Here is a 17,162-nt window from a genome sequence, read left to right on the forward strand (position 1 = left end):
CCCGTATGCTTTATCCGTTTCCTAACGAATCAAGCAGCTTGCGGGCATTTTCAACATTATCACAGTCCGAACAGTCGACGACCTTGGCCAGTTCTTCCCTGGCCCTGTCCTTCTTCCCGGCCTTGGCGTAGGCATACCCGAGATGGTAGGAGATCGCCTTGTTGTCAGCAGCATTCACTGCCGCCTTCTCCAGAATCATAACCGCTTCATCCGCACGGTCGTTTACGGCCAGTGCGTAACCGAACGTATCCAGAACCGCGGTTTCCCACGGAGCCTGCAGATACGCATTGTATGCAAGTCGCAACGCCTCTTCCTTCATCTTGGCATCTTCCAGGTACAGCATTGCGAGGTTGTTCAGGGCAGGGACATATACTTCAGAGATATCCAGCGCCTTCTGGTAGCTTTCGATGGCCTTGGAGTTGCGTCCCATACGCGAGTAGACATCACCCTTCAGGGAATGGGCCTTGTAGAACTTGTCGTTGCGCTTGATGGCTGCATCAAGGTAGGTCAACGCCTTGTTGTCTTCCCCACCAGCCATGTGACGCTTGCTGATTTCCAGCAGCAGATCAGGCAGGGGACCACAATTCTCAAGTCCACGTTCCAGGGCGGTCAGTGCAGCCGAATTATCTGATTGACGCAGGTGGATATCGGCCAGAACCAGATACCCCTGAGATTCCTTGGGAGAGAACTCAATCATCTTTTCGGCTTCGGCCATGGCTGTTTCAAATTCGCCCTTGAGGACGTACACGCGGGTCCGCATTGCCAGGCCAACACCAGGACGCTCCTTACCGATCTCTTCACTCATGGCGATGACTTCATCGTACCGCTCGTGGCGGAGCAGGGTCCGAGCCTTAACATTGCTCAGGAACGGATCATTGGGATGCTTGGCGAGACCCTGATCAAGAATGGCGAGTCCGGCTTCATCCTGCTTGCGCTTCAAGAGACTGCCTGCATAGGACAGGTAAGCTCTGGGATGGCCCGACTCCAGGGCCTTCTTGTACAGCTCGACAGCCTCATCGTGCTTGTCCAGCATATCCAGAACCCCGGCCTTGCCGATCAGTCCCTGCATGCTGCCCGGTCTGTTCTGAAGCAGTTCATCATACTCGGCGATGGCAGCGTCAGGCTGACGGGTTGCCAAATTCATGGAAGCGAGCATCAGGTACGGCCTTGATACGCTAGGATCGGCCTCCTTGGCCTTTGCCAGATACTCACGGGCTTCATCGGCGTTATTGTCCTGAAGAGCCAGCCGAGCAAGAAATACGTATAACGGGACATCACCCTTGGCACCGGTCAGTCCATCTTCCAGCACGCGCTTGGCCTGCTTCTTGTTGCTCTGACTCAGGTAGAAAGATGCGAGGACGATCTTGGGACGAAGAGCCTGGGGAGCGCTGTCCATGGCTTGACGAAGCGCGCTTTCGGTCTTGTTCATGTCGCCACGTTCATATTCGAGAGAGCCGATCTTGAGATAGGCACCAGTGAAATCCGGGCGCTCTTCGGACGCCTTCTTGGCGTATTGCAGAGCCTTTTCCGGCTCGCCCTTGAGGGTGTAGGCATCACTGAGGATGACGCGAGCCGTCACACTTTGCGGATCAACTTCGAGCACCTTCTGGGCTTCGGCAATGGATTCATCCACGCGGTTCTGCTGAAGCAGAATCAGACTGATCATCTCGCGGGCGTTGATGAACTTGTCGGAACGGTCGGCAGCGATGCGGAGGTTGGAAATCGCAGTCTCCAGATCACCCTTGTTGTAGTAGCTCAGTCCAAGGTTGAAATACCCTTCGAGATCGGGATGGATGGAAACAGCTTCCAGAAAAGAGTCAATGGCTCCCTTGAAGTCGCGCTGACCATAACGAACCAGTCCCTGAATCTTGTTGCCAAAAGCGGTATCGGGAGCGGTCTGCTTCAGCTCGTCTGCAATGGCCTGAGCTTCGTCGAGGCGGGCCTGAGCGATATACGACTTGGCGAGCGCATACTTGACGAACGCGTCATCAGGATGATTTGCCAATATCTGATTGAGGGTGGCCTGATACTTTTCGAGATCGCCGGCAGCCATTTCTGCGCGTGAACGATAGAGCAACGCATCACGGTGGTTTGGGTCATCCTGGAGGATGGCTGCGACCAGGTTGTCAGCTTCTTCCTTGCCGTCTTCGAGGGCGATGAACTGCGCCAATGTAAAGCGGGCATCATTGTCGGAAGGAGCCACTTCCACGGCCTTTTGCAGACTCTGCAACGTGTTGGGCTTGTCACCCAATGCCCAGTAATTCTTACCCAGCAGTTGATAGGCTTCCGACGACTCAGGGTACTCCTTTATATAATCCTTAAGATACCCGATGGCGGCATCGTAGTCCTTTTCATAGGAATTGATCTTCGCCATATCGATCAGAACGCTCTTGTCGTAGGGGTTCTGGCGAATGTACTTTTCAAAATTGCTTTCGGCCTGAGAAATCTTGCCGGTCTCCAGATATGCCTTGGCCAAACCCAAACGGGCTTCCATGGACTCCGGCGAATCTTCGAGCACGGTCTTGTAGATGACGATGGCTCCCTGGTAGTTGCCTTCCTTAAGGTATTGATCGCCTTCGGCCATCAATTCGGAAACATCTTGACCACAGGCAACCATGGTGAGGGAGAGGATCAGTATAAGAATGGTGGCAAGACGATTCACTGCAGACTCCAGGGATTTATGGTTTGAGTTAGGAAAAAAACAATCAATACAACACTCCATCCAAGTTGGTCCCCTAAATGCTATAACCATGCCAGCCACCAATACACAAAATAACCACAACAAATCGGCAAGTTACATACAATTCCCCTATTTTATAATTCAGAAATACAACCATGCTTGTCCATGTTTTCCAGACTCTCTGTCTCGGATCCTTTACACTGTAAGCGTCACCGACAGCTGGCCAACACCGAAAATCGGGACATCTAACAGTCTGCATACATTAGATAAATGACATTACCTGGAGTGGCTGGCGGCTCTTGCAGACGGACTTTGGGAGTGCTGATTTTGCACTAAACATCCAATATAATGTGATAAAAAAATAATTTTCAACAGCTAGTCACCCACATTGGGAGGACTACCCAATCGTTTTTCGGCCATATACCGGGATATCGCCAGTTGTCAGGTTTTCAGACAGTCGCAAAATGCAGTGTCTTATTTTTCCAGACACCTAATCCGAAACGCCATCCAGAACTTTTTTTGCCTCATCCCGACTCTTTTGTGCCAACTTCTTTTTAGCATTTGTCACAAACAAATAATGCCAGACGCACGATCAACTCTTCACAGAATTTATCGCCCGCAGTCGGGTTACAGAGCCATTTTTCAATTATTGAAAGGAGCTGGATTCGCATTGCTCCGAGAGTGCCACTTCATACGATCACCGCTCTCTTTGAAAGAGGTGAGCGCATGTCTGTTTTTTCAGGACTAGCATCATAACTTGCTAATACAGAGACCTCTGCACGGCAAATCCCACACTTTTACTCTTTAACTATTTGATTTATTATGCTATTATTTCTCCATCCAAAGGAGGAAGGCATGGCTATTCGGCAGAAAGGACCTCGGTTGGGTGATTACTTCCTGGGGCACCGCAGAACCAAGACCACATTTCTGGATGAGATCAACGAACTCATCGACTGGCAGCCCATCAACGCCTTTCTGTGCAAGAAGATCAGGCGCAAGGCCAACGCCGTGGGCAATCCCGCCTATCCGCCTCTGGCGATGTTCAAGATTCTGCTCTTGCAGCGTTGGTACAACCTGAGTGATCCGGGCGTGGAGCAGGCGCTGCTCGACCGGCTCTCCTTTGTCAGATTTACCGGTTTTTCCATCGAGGACGACGTGCCGGACGAGACCACCATATGCCGTTTCCGTAACGGTTTGATCCGCCTGAAGGTGCTGGACTCCTTGCTCGACATGCTTAACCGCCAGCTTGAAGGACAAGGGCTTCTTGTCCGTGAGGGAGCCGTGGTGGACGCCTCGGTAGTCGAGTCGCAGCGGCGGCCGCGCAAGGTTATCGACGTGATGCCTGAGGACCGTTCCGAGGACGCCGAAGAACAGGATGGGCCGGTGGACTGCCGGGTCAGCTATTCGGATGACGAGGAGGCGGCCTGGCTCCGCAAGAGAAATCGGGCCTATTACGGCTACAAGCTCCATGCCGCGACGGACAGTCGAGACGGGTTTCTGCTCTGTGGTCACATCACTCCCGCGAACCATTCGGACACGGGCGAATTCGAGCGGCTCGTGAATGGCGTCGGCCTTGATCCCGGCGCACGGGTTTATGCGGACAAGGGCTATTGCAGCGGGAAGAACCGGGACATTCTGTTTGATCGCGATTTGGAGGACGGAACCATGGACAAGACGCCTCGTGGCGGCAGGCTGACAGACTTCGAAAAGACCCGCAACCGTGACATCAGCAGCATTCGGCAAATAGTCGAGCGGGCCTTCGGCACACTCAAACGTGGCTACGCATTCTTTCGGTCCCGATACGTGGGTCGTGAGAAGGTGGAGGGAGAGTTCCACATCCTCGCCATGGCGTTCAATTTGAAAAAAGCTGTTCGACTGGCGCGAGCCTGAAGGGAGAGGTGCGTCCAAAATCCGGCATTTCGGCCAGAAATGGCAGGAAAAGGCCGGGAATGAGCCCAAGCTGGGGTGCGGTCAGAACATCAAATTGGGTGCGGAGCGCAAGGCACGGACGCGAAAAGGGGATGCGCAGAGGTCTCAATACAATGGACAAAAATCACTGGCAGGTGTACATATAGAAAAGGTTTAATCTATCAAGTGCCGTAATTACAAAGACATGGGACAACCATATTCATTAGGTGGAAAAAACCCGAAAACATGGTACGGTTCATGTACTATGTAATAAACTGGAGTCTCGATGATATTCACCATTGCCCGTCAGAATCTGTTTCACGACAAAGTGCGGCTGTGCGTCACGCTGACCGGCGTGGTGTTTGCTGTTGTTCTGATCACGATTCAGGTGGGCATTTTTCTCGGATTCACCAAGACCATCGCCGCTGTCATCGACAACTCTGGTGCCGATGTATGGGTGACCTCCCGAGGAGTGAAGAATTTCGATATCACCCTGCCTCTTGACGAGCAGAAGTACTATCAGGTCCTTTCCAGCCCCGGCATAGAGGAAGCTTCCAAGTTCATCATCCGCTTTGCCGACTGGAAGCGCCCGGACGGGTTGCAGGAATCAATCGAGATCATCGGATTCGAGACCGGCAAAGGAATGGGCGGTCCCTGGAACTATGTGACCGGCTCCGATTCGATGCTTGAGCTCAAGGACGCCATCATCATTGACCAGCTGTATATGGAAAAGCTGGGCATCGCCATGCTGGGTGAAACCGTGGAGATCAACAAGCGCAAGGCCCGCGTGGTGGGATTCACCCGCGGAACCCGCTCGTTCACCACGTCCCCGTTTGTTTTCGCCTCCCTGAAAACGGCTCGCAACTACACCAACTTCGATAGCGACGAATTCACCTACGTTCTCGTCAAGGGAAAAGAAGGTGTCAGTCCGGCAATGCTCAAGAAGAGCATTCTTGCCAACGTCAACAACGTGGACGTCTACACCACACCGGAATTCAGCAAGCTGACACAGGACTATTGGATGTACAACACCGGCGCGGGCGCAGGATTGCTGATTGCCGCCTTTCTCGGGCTGATCGTCGGAACCGTTGTTGTGGCCCAGACACTGTACGCCACCACTCTGGATCACATAGCCGAGTTCGCCACACTCAAAGCCATGGGCGCACCCAATTCCTATATTTATAAAATCCTCATTGCACAGGCCACGCTGAGCGCTGTTTTTGGCTACATGCTCGGCATTTGCGTGGCCAGTATCGCATCCAACTTCAGCAATTTCTCCGCCACAGTGATCCTTCTTCCGCCCGAGCTGATGATCAGCATGTTCTGGCTTACGCTGACCATGTGCGTGGCTTCGGCATTCATTTCCATCCGAAAAGTAACCCGCCTGGACCCGGCGCTGGTTTTCAAGGGGAGATAAACCATGCCCGGCACCGAATTCCTCACCCTCTCCAATATCACCAAGCACTTTGGCCCCAAGGATAATCGGACCTATGCCCTGCGTGACGTCTCCCTTTCCGTCAATACCGGCGAGGTGCTCCTGCTCATGGGCCCATCGGGTAGCGGCAAGACCACGCTGCTCTCGATCATGGGCTGCATACTCCAGCCAAGCGAAGGGACGATATCCATTAACGGCACCGACATCTCGGGCATGCGGAGCAAGGCCCTCGGCAAGGTCCGGCTGGACAACCTCGGGTTTGTTTTCCAGGAGTACAATCTTTTCCCCACGCTCAATGCCATCAACAACATACAGGTGGCCCTCAACCTGCGCGGCATGAACAAGAAGCAATCACACGACCTCGCCATGCAGAGCCTGGAAGCCGTGGGACTCGCGGACAAGGCCAAGGCCATGCCCGACACATTGAGCGGCGGCCAGAAACAGCGTCTGGCCATTGCCCGCGCACTGGCCGGACAACCCAAAGTCATCCTGGCCGATGAACCTACAGCCGCACTCGATTCGGCCAACGGGCGCATGGTCGTTGACCTCATGGCATCGCTGGCCAAAACAGGCGACAGGGCCGTGGTCATCGTGACCCATGACCCGCGCACCCTGGAATTCGCCGACCGCATCGTGACCATAGAGGACGGCCGACTGCTGGATGAACAGCAATCAGCCGACCCGAGCAATACGAGGTAAGTATGAAAACGTTATTCGCCATCGTCATCCTTCTCATTGGGACAGCTTTTTTCATCCAATCCCAATATCCGCAATGGCTTGCAGACTACCTCCCTTCAACAGAAGAGCGGTCGCCGTCTTTCGAGAATGTCCCGATTCTTGAGGAGCAATCCCCATGGATCGCGGCCCATGGCCGGGTCGAACCTGTCTCCGAAGAACGGCGTTTGGCATTTGAAATCAGCGGCCTTATTTCCGCCGTCAATGTTCGTGAAGGCGATCTGGTCAAGAAAGGTGACGTTCTCGCCACCCTGCGTGACGAAGAGCGCGTCGCCAACGTCGACACCGCCAAGGCCGAAGCAGAGGCACGCCGAGCCGTGTACGACAAGCTCATTGCCGGAGCACGTAAAGAGGAAAAGACCGAGGCCTGGAACAAGGTGCAACGCCTCAAGTCGATCATGGATAATGCCCAGCGCGAGATGAAGCGCCGCCAGCAACTGCTCCGCGACAACCTTATTGCCAAGGAAGAAGTCGACCGTGCGGAAGTGGACTACCGTGTAGCCCAGCGGGAGTATCAGGAAGCGGTACAGCGTCACCTGATCACCAAGAACCAGTCCCGCAAGGAAGACATAGCCCAGGCGTGGTCGGAATACAGCGCGGCCTTGAAGAAGATTGATGAAGCGGAATCGCAGTTGGAAAAGACCCGCCTCAGAAGTCCGGTCGATGGCACCGTCCTCAAGAAGCATCGTCACGCTGGCGAAAATGTCTCCATATTCTTTGAAAGTCCGGTCCTGACAGTGGCTGACATCAGCGAATATCAGATCAGGGCCGAGGTGGACGAGAAGTTCGCCGCCCGCGTCAAGATTGGGCAAAAGGCCTATTTTACGTCCGACACCTATGGCAACCAACGGTTCAACGGCAAGGTAATCCGTGTTGGAACCATGACAGGCAAGAAGCGTATCGACACCGGCTCTCCACAGGACAAGGTCGACACCAAGGTCCTTGAAGTCATTATCCGGCTGGACGACTTCACAGGGCTGATCACCGGCCTGACCGGCGATGTGTTCATTCATATCAATGGCAAGAACGCCATACAGGGAACCGTCGGGAGCAGTTCATGAAGATTCAGGAAAACGCGCTCGCAGCTCGCGTCGCGCCTTTCGCCGTGTACATGGCATTCATAGCCGTGGTGGAAGGTGCGAAACTCCTCGGCATGCCTGCCCCGTCGCAGGAAACCATGAACTGGCTGTATCCGCTCAAGGCCGCTCTGGTTGTTGCCACTCTGTTCTTTTTCCGAAAAAGCTATGACGACTTTGACTGGGCAGGGCTGCGCAACGCACGCCATACGCTCATCAGCATCGTCACCGGCGTCGTTGTTTTCGTTCTGTGGATCAATCTGGATATGGACTTTGCCATTCAGGGCGAATTGACGGCCTTTGACCCCGCCACATTCGGGGAAGGAGGCACCAGATGGATGATGATAGCCAGCCGGGTGGCCGGAGCTGCCCTTGTGGTTCCCGTCATGGAGGAGCTGTTCTGGAAGTCGTTTCTGGCGCGGTATCTCATCAGCAAGGATTTCACCAAGGTCGTTCCCGGCACGTTCACCCTGTTCAGCTTTGCCGGAACAGCCGTCCTTTTCGGGTTGGAACATCAGCTTTGGCTGGCAGGCATGGTCGCCGGTGTCGCATACAATTTCATATACATGCACACACGTTGTCTGGCGCAATGCATTCTGAGCCACGCGCTGACAAACGCCATCCTCGCCGGATACGTTCTGATCAGTGGGAACTGGTACTTCTGGTAGACTCTCAGCCTAGAGAAAGGATTCCAGCGGTCGCCGATAGGTGCCGTACTTGATGCCCCTGCCGAAACCAACCCGGAAGAACAGCACCGGATTGGTGCCGTAGAATCCCGGGAAGAGATCGTCACATACGGGCCAGACCTTTTCCAGGAGGTGCTGATGCTTATCGCTGAACGACTCCGGCCCTTCCAGCAACCAGCGCAATCGGAACAACGCAGGAGCCGCGGCAGGCTGAAAACGGATACCGTTGTGTGTGAACGTCAACCAAATTCGCTCCAACGCCCGGCCAGCTTCCAGCAGCGACGCCGTATCCGTTGAATCAACGGACAGGAACCCGACACCACCGGACTTGCGTATACCCATGGCTGAATGCATGGCGACCATGCGGCCAACGCCAACGGTATTCAATGCAGACATGACCTTCCAGGGTCTGGTCGCTTTCATGAACTGCTCGCCAGCCATGCCCGCTTCCAGATTCTTGAGCGGCAGGCCATCGCGGGTCGTTTCGGCTTCGGTCCGGGAAAACCGGATCATCTTCATGAGATGCTCATGCAACCCTCTATGTTCGGTACGAATCCGATCTGCCCAGAATACGGCCTGTGAAAAATCCTTGAGTTGCTGCTTGTCATTAATCCATTGCAGGCTAACACCGGGGCAATCCTCAATGGTCTCCTGCATACGCTGCCACACCCCCGCCTCTACAGCCCGGGTCGAATACGGTTTGCGATTGGTGACACGCCGCCAGATGACATCGTGCAATACGCTTTCGCCAGCATGATCATCAGGCGAAAAAGCCAATCGCGCTACGTGTTCAGGGTGGGATGTAGGCATCCAGTTGACCCTAGCACCCAAGCCGCAGGCTCCGGCAGCAATGGTCATGTTCTCAACTGCCGCACCGCACGCAACGATGGTAGCGGCCTGCTGCACGTTGAACAAACTGTCGTCGGCAGCGCTCTCCATGAAGATATCCACACCGGTATCATCCTGCTTGAATCGCCATGGCTGGACATTGTCACCGGATGGAGCCTGCATTCCGGCCCGTATGATGTAGTCTGTCTTGGTCTTGAAAGGCGCTTCAGCCGACGGCTCCTCGGGCTTGACCGGACCGACAATCGTATTGCGATCCAACAGATAATTCTTGATCAGCCAGATTTTTGCACGCTGGAGAGGATGGCGGTTGCCGCCCCAAAGACGCCCTTTGACCAACTTGCGAAGATACGGGTCGAATTGCAGATAGTACGGGGTCTTTTTCACGGCTTTTCGGCCAGTGATGATACGAACTGCCTCAGTAGCTGTCAGCGACGAGCACAACCAGCAGGCCGCACCCAGTGAAGGGCCACGCTTTTCAAGCAGGTCGACAAAATCCATGTCGATGTATCGGACATGGGTCGGACGAGGCGCAAGCCCTGCGGCAAACTTGATGACCTTATCCATGTATGGATCGTCATCGGATATGTCGAAATACTGATCAAAGGTCATCCCGCCCGGTGCAAAGACCAGAAGCGCGGAACTGAAACCCATGGGACCGGCTGTAACCACCGGGATGCCCAATTCCACGGCGCGGGTAAAAACCATGCGCCGGATATCAAGCACGAAAAAGTCGAGCCCATCAACGACCAGATCCACACCGTCGAGGAAGTCGTCCACGTTGTCCGGAGTAATACCTTCAGGATACGTGGTGATATCGAGATACGGATTGACCTGCCGGACATTGTCGACCATGGCGGCCAGTTTCTCCCGACCAAAGTCGGCAACCTGTGCCCCGTACTGCCGATTGATATTGACCGGATCGAACCGATCAAAATCAGCCACTTTGAAACGACCAATGCCTGTTCGGGCAAGGGCAATCAAATGCCCGCCCCCCACGCCACCAAGACCGGCTACGGCTACGGTGGCATCCTTGAGGCGTGCCATTTCATTGGCGTTCAGCAGGCCCAGGTTTCGGCAGAATGCCGTTTCGTGATAGGCTCCAGCGGAGTTGAGAGAATATGCTTCGAGAATCTGTTTCGTGCTGTCTGACATCACTGTTCGCTCCGGAAACGGGTTCACGGCGCTAGTGAGTAAAACCGCTCTCTATGCCGTTGATTTCGTAATAAATCATTCTGAACAGTTGCTCCTGATCTTCCGTCATGGTCTCAAGCAGTTCAGGACGCTTGGTAATGAATCCCTTCACTGTGGACATATCGAGAGGCAAGGTACGCTTGATGGGATATTCAATATTCGGATCGAGGATGACGTTATTGACCTTTGTAAAAAACGACAGCAGATCCGTATCAAAATCCGCTTCGCCATAGGCATCGGTCATCTTCCGCTCATAGGTATCCATATCGACGCGCAAGGCCACTGCAGGGGCATCCACTCCGTCATACCACTTTTCCTCTCCGAAGTCCTCGAACAGGAAAATTTCCTTGTAAAAACGGACGTGCTTGGGATTGACCATGATACAGACATCATCCACATCCGTCATGCGCGCATACCAGAAGAGCGCCTTGGCAAGGTAGGAGATGAGGTTGATCCACCGGCGTTGCTTGGGGGTCGCCAACGCACCCACTTCAGCTATGTTTCGTCCCTGATTTCGCAGGGTGTCCAGTTCTTCCTTGTACACCGCATCCATGGGCAGGCCGAAGACCGGCGTATCCGGAATATAGGTCATGGTAGAGAGGACCGACAGGTAGGACTTGAATACGAACACACAGGTGGTGGGGAGGAGGCTGTGAATACCATATGCCATCTTCGATGGGTGTGGTTCCTTGATATAGTTCGCGGCACGATACGCATCGTAGACAATACCGAAAGCCTGCTCCAGTTCTTCCTGGGTTTCAGCTATCTTCATTGCCGGACGATCAATACCCTCAAGCTTGTTCTTGATAAGCGATGATCGCCGTATGCGTACAGTGCGTCTTCTTTCTAGGCCGCTTTCCATTTTCTTCACTTTTCCTTTTTTGACCATTATGAATCCTGGCCCCCGGTTACTCGACCATCATCCCTGCAAGACTGACGCGCTGTCCGTATGCGAATCCCCCTTCTTCCTCCTGGAGCCGGACTCATTCAAAGCCGACTCCTCCTCATACAACTATTAGGACAAGTATACTCCACCAGCCACAACGGGTAAAGCTACACTAAATATTATAAAGCCACTCCTGCCGATTAAACCCAGGCTGAGTCATTACCGGACATGTACTGGAGCAGTTGCTCGTCATCGGCAAACACGTGTGAATCGGGAAGGCTGTCGAGAGCGGCATCAAAATCGGCGCGTTCCATGCCCATGAGGCGAACGATAACGTTGTCGTCCGTGCCGTTGCCAAGCACTGCCTCGACATAGGTGTCAGGAGCGCCATCCACACCGAACTGACGCAACGCTTCAAATTCCACACCGTCTTCAAGCTTGAAGCCGTCATTGGCAAATTCGAAATCCTTGACCTCAACTATGGCCTGACCTTGTGAGAAGGTCTCTTCGTTAAGGACGATCACATTGGATCCACCGCCAGCGGAAATGGAATCATACCCACCGCCACCGTATATGGTATTGTTACCCTGTTGACCGCCAAGCTGATCATTTCCATGACCGCCGTAGAGGATGTCGTCACCAAAGCTGCCAGCGATGACATCATCGCCATCATTACCGTAAATGATATCATTGCCGCCCATGCCGTTGAGCATGTCGTTCCCGGCACCACCATTGAACTCATCATCGCCAAAGGGATTGCCGCGAATGGTCCAGGGTTCGGGATCATTTTCATCAACATCAGCGGGCCGGAGCAGGAAGTGATCACTATCAAGAGCGCCTGCACGACCAAAAGCGGGAGCCGGGGCAATTTCCGGATAATCATAGGAAGGAACTTCGACGTCTGGACCGGAACCGTCTGTAGACCCACCTGTCGGGGCGCTATCGGTTTCGTTAACGGCTTGGTTAACTAGAAACAGCTCTGTGTCACGAGCTGCGAAAAATTGTATTGCCTCGCCACTTCCATCCAAACCACCATCGCCAGCATCGAATCCGAAATTATCGCCACCAACCAGACCACCAGCATCATCAAAATAGCCATTCAGTCCACTGCCACTAACCACGCCGTCAGCTGCGGTTTCTTCCGGTTGCCCCTGAGACATCAGGAAGACATCACCAGCGACCAAAATGCCATCATTAAGCAGTACATCAGGAGGCGTTCCAGCTTCCACCAGCGATACATACCCCTTGAGGACAGCGGTTCCGCCATCGTCACCAAGAATCACAAGGTCATTTCCACGCTGTTCGATCAGAACGGAATCCGAATCGAATCCGAAGACCAGATTGGAATCAGCACCAACGGTATATACCGCGGTTTCTCCTGATTCGATGACGACACGTATGGACTTGTCCTGGCTGTTTTGTGTGGAATCTGACATGGCGTTCTCCCTTCATTTTTTACCCGTGTGCCTGTGACAGGGGCGGGCGGATCATCCTTTTACTGATTTAGGATAATTAGTAGTGAGCAATTATTGCGCCAAACACATATCAAGCTGACTTTACGTGACAAAATCAAAATGACCGCTTTTTCAAGCGGCCATTTGTCTGGAAAACTTTACACCTGATTTCAGAAGTCCGACAAATCCAGACCCGCCGGATATCAAAAAGAGAGGGAGGCCGGAGCCTCCCTCTCGTATGTATCGATATGGCAGTTGTGCCCAATCAGTTACTAGCTGCGGCGTCTGCGAACGATTCCGAACATGCCCAGGAGGCCGACACCCAGGAGAATCAGGGTGGAAGGTTCAGGGACAGTTGTTACGACAGAGACCTTGGGCTGAACAGTGGTATCAAGACCTTCAGTGGTGACCCAACCGTAGTAGGTCAGTTCGGGATCCAGCTGTGCGTAGCCGAGGTTGTCGACCAGGTGCTCGATGTACTTGGCATCGATAGCTTCAAAGGAATCCTCGAAGTCAAAGATGTACTGTTCGCTGTCATAGTTGAAGGTACCGTTGGTCAGAGAAGGATCGTCCAGGATAAAGACGTCGTCTGCTCTCCATTCGTCAATCAGAGCCCATTCGTTGTCAGTTTCAAAGAAAGTGAACTCAAGGGCAGCTACGTATGCAGGGCTGGCGTCGAAATCCGGCGGATCGATCGGGGACAGGTTGAACGTAGTCAACACAGTACCAGATTCCAGGAAGGGCCCCTTAATGGGATTGTTGAAGTGCGTGAAGTCCGCAACGGCAACAGATGCACCATTGGTTTCGATCATCTGATAGTCACCATCACCGTAAGCGATGGGATCAAGGGTAATACCACTTGCGCCGAAGATGGACTGCGGTACTACACCGTCAGTGGTTCCCCAGTAAATGGTCTGCGGAACGTCTGTGATCATGCCGCCAGGCAGGGGAATGTCCCATGCGAGATCGGTGAGATCGCCCGGATCCACGTGTACGTTGGAGCCGAACGGATCAGCGGTGTCGGACCAGCTGATGAATCCAGCATTGTATTCCCAGTTCCAATTTGAGACGACTGTTGCGGATGCCGGAGCAATAAGCGCCAGCGAGAGCAACATCGCGCTAAAGATAACAGCTAACTTCTTCATGGTAACACTCCTAAAGCAAATATTTTTACCACCAAATCAACATCGCAATCATGCTGTATATTGCAACAGGCGGGCCAAAACATTAACACTCTGGAATAACTTACCAAAAGAATAAAACGAACCATTAGAATCAGGATAATTGTAAACCTGTAAAGACACTTTGTCGGAGAGCCTTACACTTATCAAGACTCATGGACATCCTTATAGAATGGGTGCCCAAAACCGGGCGAAAGGAGGAACAGGGAGAGGATAAAAGGAGGAGCCAGGACACGGTGTGCCTAACTGATATGATATACGCCGCCAAGACCTCACACAATGAGAATCCAGACGCTCAACGTACTGATTTCAAAAGGCGAACCGATCAGGAAAGATAGGCTTGGGGATGTTCAAAAATATCATTCATAAGCGAAAGAGGTGCGCTGTTGTCGCCCTCGTACACTCCAACCATGGTGACACCCTGGTCCATATTGTAGCGCAGACGCTTACAGTAAAGGGAAACGGTCTGCGAAAGGCGCGGGACAGTGAACACGATTTCAAAGTGGGAGGAGTCTTCCATCTTCTGGGCCAGCTCCTGTGTCACGCTCTTGAATGAGATGCGTATACCACCCTTGGAGATATCTTCGACGACAACCGGATAGCTCCGCATTTCCATGTCGGAAAACTTAACACAAGAGACAGCAGGAATTGACAGTTCGACTCTGGGATGAATCCGCCGATCGCCCTTCTTCAGTTGTTCCTTTTCATCCGCATGCAGCCGGACGTGACGACTCACAACAGCCTGAATGTAGCGGGTGTAATCAACATCCTCTACTTCCGCCATTCCTTGAAGAGCAAGGAAGTCATCATTTTCCATGTCGAAACATACGCGTATCTTATCAGTCATATTCTTAACCATCCTGCGGAATGAAGAATGCATCATATTAAATTAAACGACACCCAGGCGATGTTTCAAAGGTGATAGCCGTTCGTAACTGTACTGCCATAAACATGCCAACTGGATGATTTGATACTAAAGCTGAACAACTACTCTATTTACACACTGATTTTATAGGATTTTTTATTTCGACGCATCACAAACCACCCGATACAAGCCGACATTTCCCCCTGCCGCCTCTTTCGGGGCCAACGGACATTCCATCCAAACTGTCCATATTATCAAGAATTATCCGGTTTAGCCGAACACGTGGTCTCGCTCCTGGCGACAGCCCATCGTTTGGCATGGATTATGTATTATCAATTACTATGTGAATCCGCTTTTGATGGTGAAAAGGGACAACACGACCGTGGACCATTTCGATACTATCGGGATTTTGTACAAGGGATCAGGCAGCGAGGACTCAGTGCACACATACAGCTATGCCGAATCGAGTAATGATGGTTCATCATTGTCTTTTCGTTCAAGCATGTGCCATAACGGTGCTATTCATGGAACTGTAAAACCCAAAGGACCAATGCCAGCACGTTTCAAATCATTGCCACTTCACCCCATGCCAAAAAGACGTGGGGCAGGCTTTCCCGACCTCCTCAGTTCGGCACGGGAAAAGCGAACTTTCAGTGTCCCTGTTCCGGTAGCTGACGGCACATATCGAGCATTCAACCTTAACACTCTTCGATCATCCAACGGCGACATGGACACCAATATCCAGGAACACCTGAATAATGACATCATCCATGTGCAGGATGATGATATCGTTGAGAACGACCTGATGGATATCGTTGCCCAAAACGACAAGGTCATCATCGTCCACAACGCCGACGGCCCTATCGGGTGGACCACTGTCCATGAAAGCCTGCTCAACTCCACAGCCGCTCCGTTGACCAGAGCAAAGGACTACCTGATCGACAACAGACACGTTGTCCTCAGTCTTACCCGTTCCGTCTACGGTGCCCACAAAGAGCTTTTCTCTCAGCAGAGAAGCGTGGTTCTGGTCATCGACGACCAGGGAGAATTGTTGGGAACCATTACAGATAGAGACATCAGCCGCCTTATTGAAAAGGGATGTGATATCTGGAACACCGAACTGGCCAACGAAGTCAAGCCGTCGCATGTGCTGACTGAAAACAAGCCAATTTCACTCAACGATCTCGATATGGTCGCCTCTTATGCCGAACGCCCGGTACCGATAATAAGTTCGGCAGGCAGCCTCATGGGTATTGCCGACATCAAGAAAATGCGACGTTACCTGAACAGTGCTGCTGAAATAACTCAGGAGAACTCCACGGAAGCAGCACCTATGAATCCCATTTCCCTGAGCGAATCCATGATACTCGACGCCGTGTTGAGCGACACGCTGCGTACCGGCATCGTGGGTACGGATGAATTTCTCAACATAATCTATTTTAATGAAGCTATTTTGGACTTCATTCAAAAACCGGAGCTGTTACGGCTTGGCAGCAAGATTTGGGCGGTAACCGATTCTTGTGCCATATCGCAGCAGTCACTCAACGCGATGCTCGACACGGTGAAAGAGGACGGAGAACAGATCTTTGCCAATTGGATCACGATCAATGAGGGCAAACGATATATTCAATGCAGGCTCAGCACAGTCAAGCAGCGTGCCCATACTGCCGGATTCGTCCTCTCGGTTCAGGACATCACGGCCCAGCGTAATGCCGAGGAAGCTATTCGCAAACTGGCATATCAGGACCGGCTGACCCAGTTGCCCAATCGACTGCTGTTTGAAGAACGTCTTTCCCTTGAGGCTAAACGCTCTGAACGCAACGGTTCCCAGTTCGCCATAATGATGCTCGACCTGGATGGGTTCAAGGCTGTCAACGACGACTACGGACATTCTGCCGGGGATCAATTATTGCAAATCATGGGTGAACGCCTGCTCAACTCGATCCGCGGGTCCGACACGGTGGCCCGCTTCGGCGGCGATGAATTTGTCTTCATTCTTCCGGATGTTTCCAACCCGCAAGATGTGGAGACCATCGCGGAGAAGATACAGGATATTATCCATAAACCGTGCGAGATCAATGGCACGGTCTTCCATGTAGGCGCGTCCATCGGCTACTCGATTTATCCCGATGACGCCGAAGACCCAAAAGCATTACTCGACCTGGCTGATACAAGAATGTATAAGAATAAGAGAGAAAACTGTTAACTCTCGCTTA

12 protein-coding genes are annotated in these 17,162 nt (G+C 52.7%); 6 read left to right on the top strand and 6 right to left on the bottom strand.

Going from position 1 to position 17,162, the window contains the following annotated elements; all coding sequences use genetic code 11:
* Nucleotides 1–10: 10 nt before the first annotated feature.
* Complete coding sequence (prsT, locus tag DPRO_RS06690; RefSeq protein WP_162291151.1) at nt 11–2,662, bottom strand: XrtA/PEP-CTERM system TPR-repeat protein PrsT; 2,652 nt, start codon at nt 2,660–2,662, stop codon at nt 11–13.
* 840 nt (nt 2,663–3,502) lie between these two features.
* Between prsT and DPRO_RS06695 the strand changes: the two genes are divergently transcribed.
* From DPRO_RS06695 to DPRO_RS06715, 5 genes are all read left to right on the top strand, one after another.
* Nucleotides 3,503–4,570, top strand: a complete 1,068-nt coding sequence (locus DPRO_RS06695) for an IS5 family transposase (protein ID WP_097010253.1) — start codon at nt 3,503–3,505, stop codon at nt 4,568–4,570.
* 304 nt (nt 4,571–4,874) lie between these two features.
* Nucleotides 4,875–6,005 carry an ABC transporter permease gene (locus DPRO_RS06700; RefSeq protein WP_097011350.1) on the top strand — a complete coding sequence of 377 codons (1,131 nt, stop codon included), beginning with the start codon at nt 4,875–4,877 and terminating at the stop codon, nt 6,003–6,005.
* 3 nt (nt 6,006–6,008) lie between these two features.
* A complete protein-coding gene (locus tag DPRO_RS06705; protein ID WP_097011351.1) occupies nt 6,009–6,722 on the top strand; it encodes an ABC transporter ATP-binding protein in 714 nt (237 codons plus the stop codon).
* Between the two features lie 2 nt (nt 6,723–6,724).
* Nucleotides 6,725–7,819 (top strand): HlyD family secretion protein, encoded by a 1,095-nt coding sequence (locus DPRO_RS06710; protein ID WP_097011352.1) that lies wholly within the window; start codon nt 6,725–6,727, stop codon nt 7,817–7,819.
* Nucleotides 7,816–8,502 carry a CAAX prenyl protease-related protein gene (locus DPRO_RS06715; protein WP_097011353.1) on the top strand — a complete coding sequence of 229 codons (687 nt, stop codon included), beginning with the start codon at nt 7,816–7,818 and terminating at the stop codon, nt 8,500–8,502. Before DPRO_RS06710 ends, DPRO_RS06715 begins: the two co-directional genes overlap by 4 nt.
* Before the next feature lie 9 nt (nt 8,503–8,511).
* On the opposite strand, the gene DPRO_RS06720 is transcribed toward DPRO_RS06715, so the two are convergent.
* The 5 genes from DPRO_RS06720 to DPRO_RS06745 all read right to left on the bottom strand — a co-directional run bounded on the left by DPRO_RS06720 (nt 8,512) and on the right by DPRO_RS06745 (nt 14,928).
* A complete protein-coding gene (locus DPRO_RS06720; protein ID WP_173806757.1) occupies nt 8,512–10,521 on the bottom strand; it encodes a ThiF family adenylyltransferase in 2,010 nt (669 codons plus the stop codon).
* 31 nt (nt 10,522–10,552) lie between these two features.
* The gene (locus DPRO_RS06725) at nt 10,553–11,449 is read right to left on the bottom strand and encodes an N-acyl amino acid synthase FeeM domain-containing protein (RefSeq protein ID WP_232005730.1); all 897 of its coding nucleotides are present in this window, start codon (nt 11,447–11,449) and stop codon (nt 10,553–10,555) included.
* Between the two features lie 197 nt (nt 11,450–11,646).
* Nucleotides 11,647–12,882: a calcium-binding protein gene (locus DPRO_RS06730; protein WP_097011355.1), complete on the bottom strand. Its 1,236-nt coding sequence runs from the start codon at nt 12,880–12,882 to the stop codon at nt 11,647–11,649.
* Nucleotides 12,883–13,172: 290 nt separating this feature from the next.
* Entirely contained in the window at nt 13,173–14,045 is an 873-nt protein-coding gene (locus DPRO_RS06735; protein WP_097011356.1) for a THxN family PEP-CTERM protein, read from the bottom strand.
* 361 nt (nt 14,046–14,406) lie between these two features.
* Nucleotides 14,407–14,928 carry a PilZ domain-containing protein gene (locus tag DPRO_RS06745; protein WP_097011358.1) on the bottom strand — a complete coding sequence of 174 codons (522 nt, stop codon included), beginning with the start codon at nt 14,926–14,928 and terminating at the stop codon, nt 14,407–14,409.
* Between the two features lie 604 nt (nt 14,929–15,532).
* Here DPRO_RS06745 and DPRO_RS06750 point away from each other — a divergent pair.
* Nucleotides 15,533–17,152 carry a GGDEF domain-containing protein gene (locus DPRO_RS06750; RefSeq protein WP_157917386.1) on the top strand — a complete coding sequence of 540 codons (1,620 nt, stop codon included), beginning with the start codon at nt 15,533–15,535 and terminating at the stop codon, nt 17,150–17,152.
* Nucleotides 17,153–17,162 lie beyond the last annotated feature (10 nt).

The organism is Pseudodesulfovibrio profundus (assembly GCF_900217235.1).
GTDB lineage: Bacteria > Desulfobacterota > Desulfovibrionia > Desulfovibrionales > Desulfovibrionaceae > Pseudodesulfovibrio > Pseudodesulfovibrio profundus.